The following is an 18609-nucleotide window of genomic DNA, read 5'->3' on the forward strand; positions in this document are numbered from 1 at the left end:
CCGCGGCCGCGCGGCACCCCTGAGGCCCCGATGCCCAGTACCCTCGAGATCGAGACCCCGCGGCTGCGGCTTCGCCCCTTCGGCGCCGACGCCATCGACGCCCTGCTGGCCGGCGACGCCGCCCGTGCCGACCAGCTGGCCGGCGGCAGCTTTCCCCGGCCCCTGCGCCCGCCGCCGCTCATGGAAGACGTGCTGCCGCTGGTCCGCGACCGGCTCCGGACCGATCCCGGCACCGCGGGATGGTGGACCTGGCTCGCCATCGACCGCGCCACCGGGCAGGTGACCGGCGCCCTCGGTTTCGGCGGGCCGCCCGACGCCGAGGGCGGCGTGATGATCGGGTACGCCACCTATCCCGGCGCCACCCACCAGGGACTCGCCACCGAGGCCACCCTGGCCCTGGTCCGGTGGGCCCTGGGCCAGCGCGGCGTGGCACGGGTGTGCGCGAGCATTCCGCCGGACAACGTCCCGGCGCGCCGCGTGGCGGAGAAGGTGGGGATGCGGGTGGCGGGGACGGTCTGGGAGGAGGAGATCGACGACGTGCTGCTCTACGAGATCCGGCCGGGGGCCACGCCATGACCATCTACACCAAGACCGGCGACGCGGGCGAGACCGGGCTCTTCGGTGGCGGGCGCGTGTTCAAGGACCACGCCCGGGTCGAGGCGTACGGTGACGTCGACGAGCTCAACTCGGTCCTGGGCCTGGTGCGCGCCACCCAGCCGGTGCACTTCTTCGACGACCTGCTGCAGTCCATCCAGCGGGACCTCTTTGCCCTCGGCGGCCAGCTGGCCACGCCCGACCCGGAGAAGGTGCAGAAGGCGCTGGAGAAGGCGGAACTGACCGAGGCGCGGGTGACGCTCTTCGAGCGGGTCATGGATGAGGCCGAGCGCGAGCTGCCGCCACTGCGCGCCTTCGTGCTGCCGGCGGGCACCCCCAAGGCGGCCGCGCTGCACCTGGCCCGGACCGTCTGCCGCCGCGCCGAGCGCAACGTGGTCACGCTCTCCCACGAGGCGACGATCCCGGACCTGTTCGTCATCTACCTCAACCGGCTCTCCGACCTCCTCTTCACCCTGGCCCGCCTCGCGAACCACCGCGAGGGCGCCGGCGACGTGACCTGGTAATGCCCGTCGTCCCCGTCCGGCACGCCACCGGCCAGTACGACGTGCACATCGAGGCGGGGATCCTGCTCTCGCTGCCGGAACTGCTCACCGCGGCCCTGGGCCGGCGCAAGCTGGTGCTCATCACTGACGACATCGTGGGCCGCTACTACGACGAGTGGACCCGCGGGACCGCCGAGGCCCGGGCCCTCGGCGCCCGCTCCAGCGACGCCGGCATCCGGCTGCGCTGCGAGGCGCGGCTCTCGTTCCCCGCCGGCGAGGAGAGCAAGACCCGCGAGACCTGGATCCGGCTCTCGGACGAGATGCTGGGCCAGGGGCTCGACCGGCAGGCCGGGATCGTGGCGCTGGGCGGGGGCGTGGTGGGCGACCTCGCCGGCTTCGTCGCCGCCACGTTTCTCCGCGGCGTACCGTACGCCCAGGTCCCGACCACCCTGCTCGCCATGCTCGACGCGTCGGTGGGCGGCAAGGTCGGGGTGGACACCTCGCTCGGCAAGAACCTGATCGGGGCGTTTCATCCCCCTGCCATCGTGGTGGCCGACCCGCTGACCCTGCTCTCCCTGCCGGACCGGGTGTACAAGGCGGGGATGGCCGAGGCGGTGAAGCACGGGCTGATCGCGGACGCGGCGTACTTCGCGTGGATCGAGGCCAACGCCCGCCGGCTCCTGGCCCGGGACCTCGACGCGCTGACCCACCTGGTGCACCGCAGCGTGGAGATCAAGGCGGCGGTGGTGAGCGCCGATGAGCGGGAGGGCGGCCAGCGGGCGATCCTCAACGCCGGGCACACGATCGCGCACGGGCTGGAGCTGGCGGCCCACTACCGCCTGCCCCACGGCGAGGCCGTGGCCCTGGGCCTGATCGGGGAGTGCCGGATCGCGGAGCGGCTCGGGCTGGCGCCTGTCGGCCTGGCGGAGCGGGTGCTGGGCGTGCTGCGCGCGCTGGGGCTCCCCACGCGCAGCGGGAGCGGCGTGGCGGTGCCCCGCGTGCTCGAGGCGATGATCCACGACAAGAAGAACCGCGAGGGGCAGGTGCGGCTGGCGCTGGCCACCGGCCTGGGGGCGATGCACCCGGGCGACGGCCACTGGACGGTGCCGGTCACGGAAGACCATCTGGCGGCGGCGGTTGCCGGGCTCGCCTGAGCCCGATTCCCCGGCACCTCCTGCCGGGGCTCCACCTGAGCAATACAGCTAACAACATATTAGACAATAGCTTACCTGCAGCCTTCCTGCAGGTAGGTGACCGTGGAGCTGCCCGGGAGGTGGACAAACGCCGCAACGGGAAGCAAACAAACGATTTGTGATGTGGAAAGAATTTTCTTCTTGACCGGTTTTTTGGCGCGTCCTATATTCGCACACCTTCTCAAGCGGCCACCCCAGGCCGCGCCCAGCCAGCGACAACCTGCGGGTCGTTCTCCACGCGGAGCCGTCATGCCGTCGCCGCACTCCAGCCGGTCCAAGGCCTTCTTTCGTCCCGTGGCCACCGGTGCCTTTGATCAGTACCTGCAGGACATCCAGAAGCTCCCCATGATCACCGACCCGGCCGAGGAGAAGCGGCTGGCCCGGCTCGCCCAGAAGGGCGATGAAAAAGCGGCCGAACGCCTGGTGACGGCCAACCTCCGCTTCGTGATCTCGTACGTGAAGAAGTACCAGGGCCACGGCCTCGACCTCTCCGAGCTGGTGGCGATCGGGAACGAGGGGCTGCTCAAGGCGGTCCGGAAGTTCGACCCCGAGCACGGCGTGAAGTTCATCTCGTACGCCGTCTGGTGGGTGCGCCAGGCGGTGCTCAAGGCGCTGGCCGAGCAGACCCGCAGCGTGCGCATTCCGCTCAACCAGAACAGCGCCCTGATCAAGATGTCGCGGGCCGAGACGTTCCTCTCCCAGGAACTCGGCCGCGAGCCGACCGACCAGGAGATCGCCACCGCCCTCAACGACACCCCCGAGAACATCCGCTCCGCCCGCCGCATGACCTCCGCGGAGCTCTCGCTCGACGCGCCGGTGGAGCGGGGCGACAAGACCAGCGGCACCATGGGCGAGCGCTTTGCCGGGACCGAGGGCGGCGACATCGAGGAGCGCACCGACGCCCGGCTGATGCGCGAGTTCATCGACCGCATCTTCACCCGCTACCTCACGCCCCGCGAGCGCAAGATCCTGTACCTCTACTACGGCCTCGAGGAGGGCAGCGAGGCGCTCACGCTGGAGAAGATCGGCGAGCTGCTCGGGGTCACCCGCGAGCGCATCCGCCAGATCCGCGAGCGCGCCTTCGAGAAGCTGCGCGAGTCGCCCGACGTGAAGGGGCTCAAGGGGTTCTGGGTGGCCGCCTAGCGGCCGCGGTCCGGCCCGCGGCACCGGACAGGCCACGGGGAGGCGCCAGGCGCGCCTCCCCGTGGCCGTTTCCCTTTTCGCGGTTCGACCCATCCCCGTAGATTCCCGGCATGCCCGCCCGCCTCCCGCTGTTCCCGCTCGACCTGGTGGTATTTCCCGGCGAGCTTGTCCCGCTGCACATCTTCGAGCCCCGCTACCGCCAGCTCCTGGCCGACTGCCTCGCGGGCGACCAGCGCTTCGGCATCACCGCCACCCTGCCCCCCCGGCCCGGGGCGCTCGGCACCACCACCCGCATCCGCGGCGCCGACCCGATGCCCGACGGCCGCTCGAACATCGTGGTGCTGGGCGAGGGGCGCTTCGGCATCCGGGCGCTGCTCGACGAGGGCACGCCCTACCTCATCGCGGCGGTCGAACCCTACCGCGATCGGGCCGAGAGCGCCCCGCTCCCCGCGGAGCGTGCCGAACTCGAGGGGCTGGCGGGGCAGCTGCGCACCCTGCTCGGCGTGCTGAGCGACGCGGCGCCCGAGCCGGCGGCATGGGCGGAGGATGCCGAGGCGTTCTCGTTCCAGGCGGCGGCCCTGCTCGAGGCCGACCCCGTGGTGCGGGGCCCGCTGCTCGCGGAGCGGAGCACCCGGGACCGGGTGCGCGCGCTGCTGGCGCTGCTGCCGGCGCGGCTGCACGCCATCGAGGGCCGGGCAGAGGTGCACGTGCGCGCCCGCAGCAACGGCAAGGGCCACCACGGCCACGACATCGTGACCGGCTGATGGAACGCCCGGGCGCCGAGCGGGGCCTGATCGAGGCACTGGGCGGCATCGTGGGGCCGCGATGGGTGCGGCACCGGCCCGCCGAGCTGGCCACCTACGCCGCCGACGGCCTGCCCACCCACGAGTCGCTCCCCGGCCTGGTGGTGCTGCCCGGCTCCCGCGACGAGGTGGCCCGGGTGCTGCGCCTGCTGCACCTGCTGCAGGTTCCGTTCGTGGCGCGGGGCGCGGGGACCGGCCTCTCGGGCGGCGCCCTCGCCGATCCGCGCGCCGTGCTGGTCACCCTCACCAGGATGAATCGCATCCTGTCCCTCCACCCCGCGGAGCGCCGCGCGGTGGTGGAGCCGGGGGTGATCAACACCCGCCTCTCCGAGGCCGCCGCGCCCTACGGCCTGCACTACGTCCCCGACCCCTCCAGCCAGAGCGCCTGCACCATCGGCGGCAACGTCGCCGAGAACGCGGGCGGACCGCACTGCCTCAAGTACGGCGTCACCACCAACCACGTGGTGGCGCTCGAGGTGATTCTCCCCGACGGCAGCGCCACCACCCTCGGCTCGCCGCAGGGGGAGCCGTGGGGCCCCGACCTCGTGGGGCTCTTCATCGGCAGCGAGGGGATGTTCGGGGTGGCCGTGGCGGTGACCGTCCGGCTCGAGCCGGTGCCGCAGGAGGTCCGGACCATCTTTGCCGACTTCCTGGCCCTGCGCGCCGCGAGCGAGGCGGTCAGCGCCATCATCGCCTCGGGCATCGTCCCGGCGGCGCTCGAGATGATGGACCAGTCCTGCATCCGGGCGGTCGAGGCGTCGATCTACGCCACCGGCGCCCGGACCGACGCGGCCGCGGTGCTGCTGGTGGAGGTGGATGGCAGCCCGGCGGCGGCGGGCGCGGAGGGCGCCATCGTGGAGCGCCTGCTCCGGGCCCACGGCGCGCGCGAGGTGCAGGTGGCCACCCGGCCCGCCGACCGGGCCCGGCTGTGGCAGGGCCGCAAGAAGGCGTTCGGGGCCCTCGGCCGCATCGCCCCCGACCTCGCGGTGCAGGACGCGGTGGTGCCCCGCTCGGTGCTGCCGGCCATCCTCGACCAGATCGCCGCCATCCGCGATCGCCACGGCCTGCAGATCAGCAACGTCTTCCACGCCGGCGACGGCAATCTGCATCCCTGCATCAGCTTCGACCGGCGCGACCCGGTCCAGGCCGAGCGGGTGGACGCCGCCAGCCGGGAGATCATGGAGGCGTGCCTGGCGGCCGGCGGCAGCATCACCGGCGAGCACGGCGTGGGCAGCGACAAGATGGCCTACATGCCCCGGGCCTTCGGGCCCGCGGCGCTCGACGTGATGTGCGAAGTGCGCCGCGCCTTCGACCCGGACCGGCGCGCCAATCCCGGCAAGGTGTTTCCCGTGCATGTCTGCCGCGAATGGCGGCGGGGAGGCGTGGCATGACCGACGCCGTGTGGCAGCGGCTGACCCGCCTGCTGGGCCCGGAGGGGGTGGAGCGCGATCCGCGCGGCCTGCCCCGCGCCGTGCCCGAAAGCGACGACGCGCTGGCGCTGGTGTGCCAGGCGGCGCAGGACGAGGGCTGGCGGATGCGGCTGGAGGGCCGCGGCAGCTGGCTTGCGCCCGACGCCCCGGCCGACCTCGCGCTGAGCACCCGGGGACTCACCCGCATCGTCCAGGTGAGCCCGGAGGACCTCGTCTGCCGCGTGGAGGCGGGGGTGCCGCTCGATGTGCTCCGCGCCACGCTCGCGGCGCAGGGCCTGTGGCTCGCGCTGGACCCGCCGGGCCGCAGCGACCGCAGCATCGGCTCCGTGGTGGTCACCGGCACCGCGGGCCCGCTGCGCCACGGCTTCGGCCCGGTGCGCGACCATGTGCTCGGCAGCACCGTGGTCACCGGTGATGGCCGCCTGGTGGAGGCCGGCGGACGGGTGGTCAAGAACGTCGCGGGCTACGACCTCACCAAGCTGCACGTCGGCGGCTTCGGCGCCTTCGGCGTGCTGACCGGGATCAACCTCCGGGTGCGGGCCCTGCCCGCCGCCGACCTGACGCTGGTGGCGCAGGGCCCGCGCGAGGCGCTCTTCGATGCCGGGCGCGTCCTGCTGCACGAGGGACTCGGCTGCTCCGCCCTCGAGCTCGTCACGCCCGCCCTCGCCGCCACGGCGGAGTGGACCCTCGCCGCGCGGCTCACCGGCACCGCCGCGGGCGTGGCGGCCGAGGCCGCGCGGCTCACGGCCAGCGGCGGGGCGCGCTGGGAGGCGCTGCCCGCGGAACGGGCCCTGGCCCTGTGGACGCTGGTGGCGCGGGCGCCGCTCGAGGGCGCGGTCTCGGTCCGCTTCGGCGCCCTGGTGGACACCCTCGACGACACCATGGACCTGATCATCGCGGAGCTGGGCGAGGGACTGCTGGCCACCGGGCTCGGCAGCGGCCAGCTCCGCTGGGCGGGCCAGGCCGACGTGGCCAGCCTCCGCGCCCTGCGTCACCGGGCCGCGCAGCGGGAGATCCCGGTCACGCTCGAGCGGGCCCCATGGGAGGTCCGCCGCGCCGTGGGGCACTTCGGCGCCTACCGCGAGGGCGTCGGGATGCTGGTGGGGCGGCTGCGGGAGACCTTCGACCCCAAGGGCGTCATCGCGGTAGCGCTCGAGGGCGCGCCGGAGTGAGCGCCGGCGCCACCGGCGGGCCACCGACGCCCGCCGCCTCACCGTTCGCCGCGCTCGACCCGTGCGTGCACTGCGGGTTCTGCCTGCCGGCCTGCCCCACCTACCTGGCCACTGGCGACGAGGCCGACAGCCCGCGGGGCCGCATCGTCCTCATGCGCGCGCTGGAGCGGGGGGAGATCGCGCCCACCGACCAGGCGATGCTGCAGCATCTCGACGCCTGCCTGGGCTGTCGTGGCTGCGAGCCGGTCTGCCCGGCGGGCGTGGGCTATGGCCGCGGCCTCGAAGCGGCGCGGACCCTGCTGGCGCGGGAGCGGGGCTTCCGGCCGCTGGCGCGCCTGGTGCTCGCGGTCTTTGCCCGGACCTGGGCCTGGCGGGCCATCTTCGGCGCCGCGCGGCTGCTGCGCGAGGCCGGGGTGGCCAGCCTGCTGGCCTCGGACCGGCGGTTCGGCTTGGCCATGCTCGCGGCGACCGCGCCGGCCCGGCGCGGCGCGGCCCGCCCGGTCGTGGGTGGGGCGGCCGCTCCCGGGCCGACGGTAGCGCTCTTCCGCGGCTGCGTGATGGACGCGCTCTTCGACCACGTGCACGCGGCCACCCGGCGCACCCTCGAGGCCAACGGCTACACCGTGCGGGAGGCGCCGGGCCAGGTCTGCTGCGGGGCCCTGCACGACCATGCCGGCGATCCCGAATCCGCCCGCGCGCTGGCGCGACGCAACCTCGCGGCCTTCGGCGCGGAAGCCGACATCATCGTGGTCAACAGTGCCGGCTGCGGCGCGCTGCTCAAGGATTACGGCCACCTCCTCGGCGACGCCGCGGCGGCGGCGTTCGCGGCCCGGGTCCGCGACGTGAGCGAACTCCTCGCCGAGCGCGGCCCCCGCCCTGGTGGCGCCCTCGCGCTCGACGTGGCCTACGACGCGCCCTGCCACCTGCAGCACGCCCAGCGGGTGCATGAGCCGGTGCTGGCGCTGCTCCGCGCCATCCCGGACCTCCGGCTGGCGCTGCTGCCGGGCCACGACCGCTGCTGCGGCAGCGCGGGGATCTACTCCCTCCTCGAACCGGCAATGTCGCAGATGGTGCTGCAGGCCAAGGTGGAGGGCATCGCCGCCGCGATGCCCCGCCCCGCGTTCGTCGTCACCGGCAACCCGGGCTGCCTGATGCAGATCGGCGGCGGGCTCGCGGCCGCCGGGCTCCCCATCCGGGTGGCACACCCGGTGGAGTTGCTGGACTGGTCGTACGCGGCGGGGGGGGTGTATGAGGGCGGTAAGGCGGTAAGGCGGTAAGGCGGTAAGGCGGTATCCGCGCCGATCGTTCTCCCATTCTCCCGCCGCCCCGTTTACCGTTCGGCATGCCCCGCGCCATCCTGTTCGACTTCAACGGCGTCATCGTCAACGACGAGCCGCAGCATTGCGAAGCCCTGATCGCCACCCTGGCGAGCTACGGCTATCCCCTCGATCGCGAGGGGTACTATCGCGACTACCTCGGCTTCGACGATCGGGAGTGCTTCCGCTTCACCTTCGAGCGCATGGGACGCCCGGCCGACGCGGCGCAGCTGCACGAGGCCATCGAACGGAAGGCGGTGCTGTACGAGCGGGCCATCCGCGCCTCCCTCGAGCTGGTGCCCGGGTCCGCCGGCTTCATCCGCGCCGCCGCCGCGGCCGGCTACCGGCTGGCGGTGGTCTCAGGCGCGCTGCGGCGGGAGATCGACCTGGTGCTCAGCGCCGCCAACCTGCAGGAACACTTCCCCGTGGTGGTGGCCGCCGAGGACGTGGACCAGTGCAAGCCCGACGCGCAGGGCTACCGCGCGGCGCAGCAGGCCCTCGGCGTGGCCCCGGAGCACTGCGTGGTCATCGAAGACTCCCTCCCCGGCCTCGAGGCGGCGCGGCGCGCCGGTGCCCGCTGCGCCATGATCACCACGTCGCACCCCGCCGCCGACCTCGCCGGCGCCGACCTGGTCTGGGACTCCCTCGAGGGCCATCACCCGGACGACCTGCCATGGCGGAGCTGATCCTGCGGCGGGCCGCGCTGGACGGGAGCCGGTTCTCCCAGCTGCAGCATGGCGTGCTGCTGGCGCGCACCGCGCCCGCGGTGTTCCGGGTGACCGGCCCCGGCGCGCTCGCCTGCCTGCAGGGGCTGCTCACCAACGACCTCGACAAGCCGGGCGAGGGCGCGGTGGTCTACGGCGCCCTGCTCACCCCCAAGGGCATGATCGTCGTGGACCTCTGGGTGCACCGCGGGCCGGCCGGCTTCCTCCTGGTGGCGGCGCCCGGCGCGCGGGACGCGGTGCGCCAGCTCTTTGCGCGGGGGCTCCCCCCGCGCCTGGCGCGGGTCGAGGACTGTACCGGGACGCTCGAGGGCAGCTGGCTCTACGGCGACCTCGCCATCGCCGCGCTGGCCGCGGCCCACCTTCCGGTGCCCGACGCCGAGGGCCACGGTACCCTGAGCGGGGAGGGCGCTGAGACGCTGGCGCTGCTCCGACCCACCCCCGGGGCGCCCTTTCGCGCGCTCCTCCTCGGCAGCAATGCCACCCTCGACGCCGCGGAGGCGGCGCTGGAGCGCGCCGGCGCCCTGCGCGGCGGCGTGGCCGAGCAGGAGGCGGCCCGGGTCCTGGCGGGCTGGCCGCTGCTGGGCGCCGAGATCCAGGACAAGACCCTGCCGCAGGAAGTCCGCTACGACGAGATCGGCGGCGTGTCCTACACCAAGGGCTGCTACACCGGCCAGGAGACCGTGGCCCGGCTGCACTTCCGCGGCCACGCCAACCGGGAGTTGCGCGGCCTGGTCTGGGACGGCACCCCGCTGCTGGAGGACGCCCTGGTGCGCGGCGTGGACGGCAAGGAGGTGGGGCAGGTGAGTTCCGTGCTCGACCTCGACGCCATGAGCCTGGGCCTGGCGGTGATCCGCCGCGAGGTGACTCCCGGCGCCACCATCACCGCCGGCAATCGCGCCGCCCGGGTGGTCGCCCTGCCCTTCGACCTCTCCCGCCTCTCCCAGGCCGCCGGGTGATCTTCCTGACCGGCGGCTCCGGTCTGCTCGGCCTCCACATCCTCGAAGACCAGCGGCACCGCGGCGGCGAGGTCCTCGCCCTGGCCCGTGGCGCGCCCGCCGCCGCAACCCTGGCGGCCCGCGGTGCCCGTCCGCTGCATGGCGACGTGTCCGACCCGGCGGCCTGGGACCGGGTCGAGGGCGTCCGGGGGATCGTGCACGCCGCCGCGGTGATCGCGGGCGGCGGCGGGTGGTCCGACTACGAGGCGGTGAATGTCCACGCCGCCCGCCTCGCGGCGCGACGTGCCCGCGCCCTGGGCGTCCCCCTGGTCCACCTCTCGTCCATCGCGGTCTACGGGGACGCCGCCGGTGACGAGGGCCCCGGCGCCGTCGCGGAGGACTACCCCTTCGGGTCGCGGACCCGGGGGAACTACTACGCCCGGTCCAAGCGGCTGGCGGAGGACGCGGTCCGGGAGGAGATGGCGCGCGGCCTCCAGGCGGTGATCCTCCGGCCCTGCGTGGTCTATGGCGAGGGCGATCGCCTCTTCCTGCCCAACGTGGTGCGCCACGCCCGGCGCGGCTTCTTCCCCCTCGTGGGCAGCGGCCGCCTGCCGCTGGTGCTGGTCCACGCCCGGAACGTGGCCGCGGCGGTGGCCCTGGCGCTGGACGATCCCCGGGCCCTGGGCGGCACCTTCAACGTGACGAGCGATGGCGAGCTGACCGGCGAGACCTTCGTGGCGGGGCTGGCAGCGGGGCTGGGCCACCCGATCCGGGTGGTGCGCATCCCGACCCTCCTGGCGGAGGGTGGGGCGGCGGCGGCAGACGGGATCCGCCGACTGCTGGGCCGGCACTTCCCGGGCTACCGGTCGGCCGTCCGGTTCCTCCGCGGGGGGAATCCCTACGATGCCCGCGCCCTGGCTACCCGCCTGGGGTGGCGCCCGGTGGTGGCACACGCCACCGCCTTGCCCGCCGCCGTGCGGGATGCCGCGCGCCGCCCTGGCCCCTGAAACGACCACGGGCCGCCTCCTGGGCGGCCCGCGTCAACCACTGGTCCGGCAACGCCCTTACATCGCGTGGGCGGTGTCCCGGGCCATCGTGGTGTCCATCGGCGCAGCCGAGTCCGCGGCGGGCGCGACGGCGGGGGCGGCGGTGGTGGTGTCAACGGCCGGAGCGGCCTCTTCCTTCTTGCCGCAAGCGGCGATGACGAGCACCGCGGCCAGCGCGAGATACTTCTTCATGGCTTCCCTCTACAGGATGAAAAATGATGAAAAACGGACGGTGACGGCTCTGTCAGGCCTCCCCGGAGGCCACAAAAACCGCGGGCAAGTTAGTCGCGGGCTGAGGGTTGTCAAGCACCGCCCCCGGGCGCCCCACTCCCCGGCAGGTGACCGGGATCACCCGCCCCCCTCCGGGTGACGCTCCCGGGGCCGCAACACGTGCCCGCCGGGCCGGAACTCGCCCCGACCTTCAGGGTTACCTTAGGGTCATGACCACCCTCCCGCTGACCTTCGGGGACCTCAAGGGCTCCCCCTGGGCGGACGCCCCCCTCCGGTCCCGGCCCGTCCGGGACGAGCTCCGCGGCAACCTGCTCCGCCTGCTGGCGCGCGGGGAGCCGCTCTTCCCCGGCATCGTGGGGTACGAGGACACGATCCTCCCCCAGCTGACCAATGCCCTCCTGGCCCGCCACCATTTCATCCTGCTCGGCCTCCGGGGCCAGGCCAAGAGCCGCATCCTGCGGCAGCTGACCCGGTTCCTGGACGAGCGGGTGCCGATCGTGGCGGGCAGCGAGGTGAACGACGACCCCTTTGCGCCCATCTCCAAGTACGCGCGGGAGCGGCTGGAGGAACTGGGCGACCGCACCCCGATCGCGTGGCTGCCCCGCGACCAGCGCTACGTCGAGAAGCTGGCCACCCCTGACGTGACCGTGGCCGACCTGATCGGCGACGTGGACCCGATCAAGGCGGCGCGTGGCGGGCACCTGCTCTCCGACGAGCTCACCATGCACTTCGGCCTGCTGCCCCGGGCCAACCGCGGGATCTTCGCCATCAACGAGCTGCCGGACCTCTCGGGCAAGGTGCAGGTGGGGCTCTTCAACATCATGCAGGAAGGCGACGTCCAGATCAAAGGCTACCCCGTGCGCCTGCCGCTGGACGTGCTGCTGGCCTACACCGCCAATCCCGAGGACTACACCGCGCGCGGCAAGATCATCACCCCGCTCAAGGACCGGATCGGCTCCGAGATCATCACCCACTACCCCCGCTCCGTGGAACTCGGCATGGCGATCACGGCCCAGGAGGCGTGGACCGGGCGGGGCGGACAGCCGGTGGAGGTGCCCGACTTCGTGCGGGAGGTGGTGGAGCGGGTGGCCTTCGAGGCCCGCGAGGACAAGCGGGTGGACCGGCGCTCCGGGGTGAGCCAGCGCCTGCCCATCAGCGTGCTGGAGCACGCCCTCTCCAACGCCGAACGCCGGGCCCTGCTGGGCGGCGAGCCGGTGGTGGTGCCCCGCATCAGCGACATCTACGCCGCGGTGCCCTCGATCACCGGAAAGCTCGAGCTGGAGTACGAGGGGGAGATGCAGGGCGGCGACACGATCGCGCGGGAGCTGGTCCGCCGCGCCGCCGGCCGCACGCTCGAGGAGCGAATGGGCGAGATCGGGCTCGATGGCGTGGTGGGCTGGTTCGACGGAGGCGGCGCCCTCAAGGTGCGCGGCGACGAGAAGACCGACCTCTGCCTCAAGGGCTTCGCCGTGGTGCCGGGGCTGGTGGATGCCGCGGTGGCCGGCGGCCTGGCCCGGCGCGACCAATCGGGGGTCCTGGTGGCCGCCTGCGAACTGATCCTCGAGGGACTCGCGGCGGAGAAGCGCATCAGCCGGAACGAGGAGCTGGGCTACACCCGCGCCCGGCCCGAGCGGAAGGACCCGATGGGCGGGCATGGCCACGGGAAGGGCGGCCTGCTCTAGCCCACCGGCCGCGCGGCCCGGCCCGGGGCGTTACCGGGGGCCGCGTCGCTCCCGGGTGATGGCCTCGAGCAGGCCGCCGGCCGGCAGGTCGTCGAGCAGCTGCCAGAACATGATCCCCCCGAGCCCGTGGTCGAGGGCGTAGCGGGTCTTGAGCCGGACGGAGCGGGGATCGTCGTAGGTGGCGTACTCCCGCGCGGCCGCGTCGTAGGCCCACGGGGCGGCGGCCACCGAGTCCCACTGCCGGACGAACCCCGGCCCGAGACCCTGCGCCAGGCCGCGCCAGCTCACCCCCCGCACGAACCGCCCCGGGCGGTACCGCCCTCCATCGACCGGATCCACCTCCCCGAACACCCGGGCGTAGAACGCGGCGCCGATCACCACCTTCCGCCGCGGCACCCCCAGCGAATCGAGCAGCCGCACGGCGTGGTCCACCGACTCCACCTGCGCGGGCGTGCTGTAGAGCGGGGTATGGTGCCCCGTCCGCGTGCTGACGCCATGCACGAGGTCGTAGCTCATCAGGTGCACCCGGTCCACCAGGGGCATCACCCGCGCCCAGTCCACCGACGCCTGCAGGTACTCGGTGAAGCCGCCCGCGGCGAACGTGATCTCGCCGCGCGGGCCGAGCGCCTCGCGGAGCGCCGCCACCAGCGCGGTGAAGTGCTCCCGGTCGGCGGGATCGTGGCGGTGCCCGGGGAATCCCGGGATGGCGGGGTACTCCCAGTCGAGGTCGATCCCGTCGGTCCCGAGCGAGTCGCCGAGCCGCCCCACCGAACGCGCAAAGGCGCGGCGACCGCTGTCGGTGGCGAAGACCTCCGAGCAGGGCCCGCAGCCCCCCCACCCCCCCAGCGACAGCAGCACCTTGAGGTCCGGGTGCCGCCGCTTGAGCGCCACCAGGGCGGGAATGGTGGTGCGGGCGGCCACGCTGTCGATGGCCAGCGCCGCGCCCTGCAGGTGCCCGAAGCTGTAGATGAGGTGCGTGAGGTCGCCGACGGGATAGGCATGCACCGCGCTGGCATCGCCCGGGTAGTAGCCGACCACCACGAAGGGCCGCGCGGGGGCGCACGCCAGCAGCGCGCCGAGCGCGAGGGCGGCGAGGCGGCGCCTACCAGCCGAGCGCACGGGCCCGGGCGAGGATGATGCCGGCGGCGCCGTCGAGGCCCAGCAGGCCGGTGTTGAGCACCATGTGGTAGTGCGACGGGTCGTCCCAGTCGCGGCCGTAGTGCTCGCGATGGTACCGCGCGCGGCGGGCGTCGGTGTCGTCCATCAGCTGCTCCGCCGCGCGGGCCTCGAGGCCGGAGGCCTGCATGCCGAGCTGGATCCGGAACGGCCGGGCGGCGATCACCTTCACGTGCAGCGCCTGGATGGCCGTGCCCAGCACCGCCGGGGCCGCACGCCCCACCAGCACCACGCGGCCCTGCACCGCCGCCTCGTGCACCACCAGCTCGGTCAGGCGGACCAGGTCGGGCTCCCCGGGCCGGAGCGCGATGCCCAGCTCGGGGACCGCGTACTCCTGGGAGGACGCGGCGAGGGCCTGCGCCAGCCGCTCCACGAAGGTCGGCGCCCGTTCGTCCTCGAGGGCCACCACCTCCGGCGCCACCCCGGCACGCTGGGCCACCCGGTCCACGATCTCGTTGTCGAGCACGCTCCAGCCGAGCCCATCGGCCACCAGCCGGGCTACTTCGGAGCCACCGGCGCCATACTGCCGGGACAGGGTGATCAGCATGGGGTCAACGTTACGCGCCGGCCCCGGCGGCGCCAGACGGGGGCGCCGGCACACCCCCCGGCCGCACCAGCCACAGGGTGCCAGCGGCCGTGACCAGCGCGCCCAGGGCCAGGCACATGGGCACCCCCAGGTGTTCCGAGACCCACCCGGCCTGGAGCGACCCGAAGGGCGCCATGCCCAGCACCATGAGCGAATAGAACCCCATGACCCGGCCACGGAGATGGTCCGGCGCCGTCATCTGCAGCTGGGTATTGGTGCTGACGTTGTTGAGGATCATGGCGCAGCCCGCCACCGCCAGCGCCACCGCCGCGAACCACCACCGGTCCACCAGCGCGGTGGCGGCGAGCGTCAGGGCAAAGACCATCCCGGCCGATCGGATGATCCGGAGCCTGGCAAACCGGTGCCCGATCGCCGCCATGCCCAGGGCCCCGACGCTTGCGCCCACCCCCACCGCGGTCATCAGGCCGCCGTACCCCTCGGCCCCCGTGTGCAGCACGTCGCGGGCAAAGACCGGCAGCATGCTGATGAACGCGAAGCCGAAGATGGCGTACAGGGCCGTCAGGGTGAGCAGCGCCCGGGGAAGCGGGGTCTCCACCACGAAGCGGGTGCCCTCGCGCAGGGTGGAGAGCGCCGAGCGCCCCGACGCGGGCACCGCGCCACCGGAATCATCCATGAGCAGCAGGCAGGCGATCACCGCCAGGAAGCTCGCGGCGTTGATGAAGAAGCAGGGGGCCACGCCGATCCAGGCGACGATCCCCCCCGCGAGCGCCGGCCCGAAGATGCGGGTGAGGTTGAAGTTGGACGAGTTGAGCGCGATGGCGTTCATGAGGTCGTCCTTGCCCACCATCTCCACGATGAACGCCTGCCGGATCGGCACCTCGAACGCGGCCGACGTGCCGTGCACCAGCGCCAGCGCCATGACCCACCCCACCGTCACGTGATCGGTCACGGTGAGGAGCGCCAGGGCCAGGGCATCGCCCAGCATCAGCGACTGGAGCAGGATGAGCGCCCGGCGCCGGTGCACGCGGTCGGCGAGGACCCCGCCCCAGAGCGTGAACAGCAGGATCGGCAGTGAGGTGAGGGTGCTCACCAGCCCGACGTAGAACGGGGAGTCGGTCAGCTCGAGGACCAGCCAGCCGAGGGCCACCACCTGCATCCAGGTCCCGGCCAGGGAGATGAACTGGCCAATGGAGAAGAGCCGGAAGTTCCGGTGGCGGAGGGCGTGGAAGGGGTTCTGGGCGCCGGGGAGCACAAACGAAAGGTAAGGTGTATAGTAGGATATGCGCTTCACCACCTACTCCAAGTACGTCCCCGGGCTCGCGGAGGCGGTGAACCTCCAGGCCCTGCTCGACCAGCTGGGCGACTTCCTGCTCCAGTCCGGGTTCGCCGGCGGGGAGAGCTGGTGGGGTGGCGAGGACCAGGGGGACCGCTCCCTGGAGTCCCTGCGCGACGCCATCCTCCGGGCGCTGATGCAGTCCGGGCAGCTCACCCCGGAGATGATGCAGCTGCTCCGGGGCGAATCCACCGGCGACAGCACCCGGGACCAGGAGGTGGAGCAGCAGCTGGCCCAGCTGCTCGACCAGATCGTCCAGCGCCTGATGGACGAGGGGTACCTCAACCTGGCCGAGGCGCCGCAGCTGCCCGCCGGGTATTCCGCCGTGGCCGGACCGGACGGGCAGGCCCGCGCGGCGGCCCGCCAGGTGCAGTTCGGCCTCACGGAGAAGGGCGCCGACTTCCTCGGCTACAAGACGCTCAAGGGGCTGCTCGGGACCGTGGGCAAGTCGAGCGCCGGCGCCCACGACACGCCGCACTTCGCCACCAGCATCGAGTCCGAGGTGGCCAGCAAGCCGTACGAGTATGGGGACACCCTCAACCTCGACGTCCCCGCCACCCTCGGCCGCGCGCTCGCCCGGGAGGGGCTCGGCGTCCCGCTCAACCTCGAGTACGACGACCTGATGGTGCACCAGTCCGAGTATCGCTCGTCGGCGGCCACCGTCCTGATGCTCGACTGCAGCCACTCGATGATCCTCTACGGGGAGGACCGCTTCACCCCCGCCAAGAAGGTGGCCCTCGCCCTCACCCACCTGATCCGCACCCAGTTCCCGGGCGATTCCATCCGCTGTGTGCTGTTCCACGACACCGCGGAGGAGATCCCGCTCGCGGCGCTGCCCCAGGTGCAGGTGGGGCCCTACCACACCAACACCGCCGAAGGGCTCAAGCTCGCCCGCCGGATCCTGATGGCACAGAAGAAGGACATGCGACAGGTCATCATGATCACCGACGGCAAGCCCTCGGCGATGACCCTTCCCGACGGACAGGTGTACGTCAACTCGATGGGACTCGACCCGCGGATCCTGCAGGAGACCTACCGGGAGGTGGCCAACTGCCGCCGCGCCGGCATCATGATCAACACGTTCATGCTGGCGCGGGAGCGGTCCCTGGTGGAGTTCGTGAAGCGGGTCTCGGAGATCTGCCGCGGGAAGGCGTACTTCACCAGCACCATGACGCTGGGGCAGTTCATCCTCATGGACTTCATGAAGCGGAAGACGCGGCGCGTTTCCTAGCCGGGACCCTCGATGGCCCGGCATGGGGGGAGGGGCGGCCGGTTGCCCCCTCCCCCGTCTCGCTTCCCCGCCCTACTTCGCGACCACCCGCTTCACCGACTCCCCCGCCGCGATCGTCGCATTGCCGTCGGCCAGCCCGTTGATCAGCGCCAGGTCCTCGAGGCTGATGGTCGACGGATACTGCCGGTGGAAGTCGGCGAGCGTCATGACCCGGGAGATCCGGGTGACCTGGATCCGGTTCGGCTTGACGCCGAGCGCAGCCGGGTCGGTCAGCTTGCGGAAGCTCCCCGCGAAGGACTGGAAGGCCCGGTCGTAGGTGGCGTACGCGGCGGCGGTGAGGCCGAGCAGCTGGTAGGTGGTCCCCCCGTAGGACACGAAGGTGACCAGGCCGGAGAGGGTGCGGCCGTCCTCGGTCTGCGCGGTGAAGGGCGCCTGCGCCGCCGCATTGCCGTTGAGCGTGAGCGAGCGCCCCTGTCCCGGCTGGATCCCCTGCTGGCCGAGGAACTTCTGCAGTGCGGTGGACGGCGGATCCTGGCCGGCGAGGGACAGCTGCAGCTGCGCGTCCTGCTGCGGGCTCACCCCCATCACCGACGAAGGCTGGTTGGCCGTCTGCCAGCCCGCCGGAAAGTCCAGCTGGAACGCCAGGTCGGGATGGAGGAAGGTCCCGTCCTTGAAGTAGCCCTGCCGCGGGTTCTCCCCGTAGACCATCCCGTCGATGGTCCGCAGGAAGGCATCCCGGTTCACCTTCGTGCCGTCGAGCGGCACGGTGAGCTTGGCGATCCGCCGCTCGGTGGCCTCGATGCGGTTGCCCGGATCGGGGTGGGTGGACTGCCATTCGGGGATGCGCTGGCCGGCGCGGGCGGTGACGCGCTGCAGGATCTGGAACATGTCCACCATGCGGCGCACGTCGTAGCCATCGGTGAGGGCGTAGCGGAAGCCCAGGCCGTCGGCCTGTGACTCGTCGTCCCGGCCGTACTTGAGGAACAGCACGCCGAGCCCCTGGCTGATCATGCCCAGGTTCTGCGCGATCCGGTCGGAGGCGATGGCGCCGGCCATGAGGCCGATCTGGGCCAGCTGTTGCCGGGTCATCTGCTGCACCGAGTGCCGGGCGGTGACGTGGCCGATCTCGTGGCCCAGCACGCTGGCCAGTTCGGCCTCGGAATTCATGTGGGTGAGAATGCCGCGGGTGATGAAGATGTAGCCGCCCGGCAGCGCGAAGGCGTTGACCTGGGGGTCGTCCATGACCGTGAAGGTCCAGGGGAGCTTCGGGCGCTCGGTGGTGGCGGCGATCTCCCGGCCCAGGCGGGAGGCGTAGGCCTGCACCGCGGAGTCGGGGTAGACGCCCATCTCCTGCGCCACCTGCGCCGAGTACTCCCGGCCCATCGCGATCTCCTGGGATTCCGACACCAGGGAGAGTTCGCGGCGGCCGGTGACCGGGTTGGTGGCGCAGGTGGCGACGCTGAGGGCCAGGCACCCGGCGAGGCACGGGCCGGCGAGGCGGCTGAGGGGGGATGGAACACGCACGACCACCTCCACGGGAAGGGATTGG

The 18609-nt window shown here is 72.9% G+C and carries 18 protein-coding genes; 13 read left to right on the forward strand and 5 right to left on the reverse strand.

Features of this window, described 5'->3' with window-relative positions; genetic code table 11:
- Positions 1-30 precede the first annotated feature (30 nt).
- The 11 genes from IPJ95_17360 to IPJ95_17410 all read left to right on the forward strand — a co-directional run bounded on the left by IPJ95_17360 (position 31) and on the right by IPJ95_17410 (position 10821).
- A complete protein-coding gene (locus IPJ95_17360) occupies positions 31-576 on the forward strand; it encodes a GNAT family N-acetyltransferase (GenBank protein ID MBK7925370.1) in 546 nt (181 codons plus the stop codon).
- Positions 573-1118 (forward strand): cob(I)yrinic acid a,c-diamide adenosyltransferase, encoded by a 546-nt coding sequence (locus tag IPJ95_17365; protein MBK7925371.1) that lies wholly within the window; start codon positions 573-575, stop codon positions 1116-1118. The genes IPJ95_17360 and IPJ95_17365 overlap by 4 nt, the downstream gene beginning before the upstream one ends.
- Entirely contained in the window at positions 1118-2251 is a 1134-nt protein-coding gene (aroB, locus tag IPJ95_17370; protein ID MBK7925372.1) for a 3-dehydroquinate synthase, read from the forward strand. The genes IPJ95_17365 and aroB overlap by 1 nt, the downstream gene beginning before the upstream one ends.
- A 288-nt stretch (positions 2252-2539) precedes the next feature.
- On the forward strand, positions 2540-3433 hold the full coding sequence (locus IPJ95_17375) for an RNA polymerase sigma factor RpoD/SigA (GenBank protein ID MBK7925373.1): 894 nt from the start codon (positions 2540-2542) through the stop codon (positions 3431-3433).
- Positions 3434-3543: 110 nt separating this feature from the next.
- Positions 3544-4197 carry an LON peptidase substrate-binding domain-containing protein gene (locus IPJ95_17380; protein ID MBK7925374.1) on the forward strand — a complete coding sequence of 218 codons (654 nt, stop codon included), beginning with the start codon at positions 3544-3546 and terminating at the stop codon, positions 4195-4197.
- Positions 4197-5627 (forward strand): FAD-binding protein, encoded by a 1431-nt coding sequence (locus IPJ95_17385; GenBank protein MBK7925375.1) that lies wholly within the window; start codon positions 4197-4199, stop codon positions 5625-5627. The genes IPJ95_17380 and IPJ95_17385 overlap by 1 nt, the downstream gene beginning before the upstream one ends.
- Positions 5624-6838 carry an FAD-binding oxidoreductase gene (locus IPJ95_17390; GenBank protein ID MBK7925376.1) on the forward strand — a complete coding sequence of 405 codons (1215 nt, stop codon included), beginning with the start codon at positions 5624-5626 and terminating at the stop codon, positions 6836-6838. Before IPJ95_17385 ends, IPJ95_17390 begins: the two co-directional genes overlap by 4 nt.
- The gene (locus IPJ95_17395) at positions 6835-8115 is read left to right on the forward strand and encodes a 4Fe-4S dicluster domain-containing protein (GenBank protein ID MBK7925377.1); all 1281 of its coding nucleotides are present in this window, start codon (positions 6835-6837) and stop codon (positions 8113-8115) included. Before IPJ95_17390 ends, IPJ95_17395 begins: the two co-directional genes overlap by 4 nt.
- 65 nt (positions 8116-8180) lie before the next feature.
- Complete coding sequence (locus IPJ95_17400) at positions 8181-8840, forward strand: HAD family phosphatase (protein ID MBK7925378.1); 660 nt, start codon at positions 8181-8183, stop codon at positions 8838-8840.
- Entirely contained in the window at positions 8828-9835 is a 1008-nt protein-coding gene (locus IPJ95_17405; GenBank protein ID MBK7925379.1) for a hypothetical protein, read from the forward strand. The genes IPJ95_17400 and IPJ95_17405 overlap by 13 nt, the downstream gene beginning before the upstream one ends.
- Positions 9832-10821 (forward strand): NAD-dependent epimerase/dehydratase family protein, encoded by a 990-nt coding sequence (locus IPJ95_17410; protein MBK7925380.1) that lies wholly within the window; start codon positions 9832-9834, stop codon positions 10819-10821. Before IPJ95_17405 ends, IPJ95_17410 begins: the two co-directional genes overlap by 4 nt.
- 57 nt (positions 10822-10878) lie before the next feature.
- On the opposite strand, the gene IPJ95_17415 is transcribed toward IPJ95_17410, so the two are convergent.
- Positions 10879-11052, reverse strand: a complete 174-nt coding sequence (locus IPJ95_17415) for a hypothetical protein (GenBank protein MBK7925381.1) — start codon at positions 11050-11052, stop codon at positions 10879-10881.
- Between the two features lie 248 nt (positions 11053-11300).
- Here IPJ95_17415 and IPJ95_17420 point away from each other — a divergent pair, with 248 nt between their 5' ends.
- A complete protein-coding gene (locus IPJ95_17420) occupies positions 11301-12773 on the forward strand; it encodes a magnesium chelatase (protein MBK7925382.1) in 1473 nt (490 codons plus the stop codon).
- Positions 12774-12803: 30 nt separating this feature from the next.
- Here the strand turns inward: IPJ95_17420 and IPJ95_17425 are convergent, their stop codons facing one another.
- The 3 genes from IPJ95_17425 to IPJ95_17435 form a co-directional block, all read right to left on the reverse strand.
- Complete coding sequence (locus tag IPJ95_17425; protein MBK7925383.1) at positions 12804-13811, reverse strand: glycoside hydrolase; 1008 nt, start codon at positions 13809-13811, stop codon at positions 12804-12806.
- 64 nt (positions 13812-13875) lie between these two features.
- Complete coding sequence (locus IPJ95_17430; GenBank protein MBK7925384.1) at positions 13876-14496, reverse strand: cytidylate kinase-like family protein; 621 nt, start codon at positions 14494-14496, stop codon at positions 13876-13878.
- Between the two features lie 10 nt (positions 14497-14506).
- Positions 14507-15787 (reverse strand): MFS transporter, encoded by a 1281-nt coding sequence (locus IPJ95_17435; protein MBK7925385.1) that lies wholly within the window; start codon positions 15785-15787, stop codon positions 14507-14509.
- Here IPJ95_17435 and IPJ95_17440 point away from each other — a divergent pair.
- Positions 15777-17060: a VWA domain-containing protein gene (locus IPJ95_17440; protein MBK7925386.1), complete on the forward strand. Its 1284-nt coding sequence runs from the start codon at positions 15777-15779 to the stop codon at positions 17058-17060. The genes IPJ95_17435 and IPJ95_17440 overlap by 11 nt on opposite strands.
- Positions 17061-17132: 72 nt before the next feature.
- On the opposite strand, the gene IPJ95_17445 is transcribed toward IPJ95_17440, so the two are convergent.
- Complete coding sequence (locus IPJ95_17445) at positions 17133-18443, reverse strand: M48 family metalloprotease (GenBank protein ID MBK7925387.1); 1311 nt, start codon at positions 18441-18443, stop codon at positions 17133-17135.
- Positions 18444-18609 lie beyond the last annotated feature (166 nt).

It is taken from the genome of Gemmatimonadota bacterium, from assembly GCA_016713785.1.
Classification (GTDB): domain Bacteria; phylum Gemmatimonadota; class Gemmatimonadetes; order Gemmatimonadales; family GWC2-71-9; genus JADJOM01.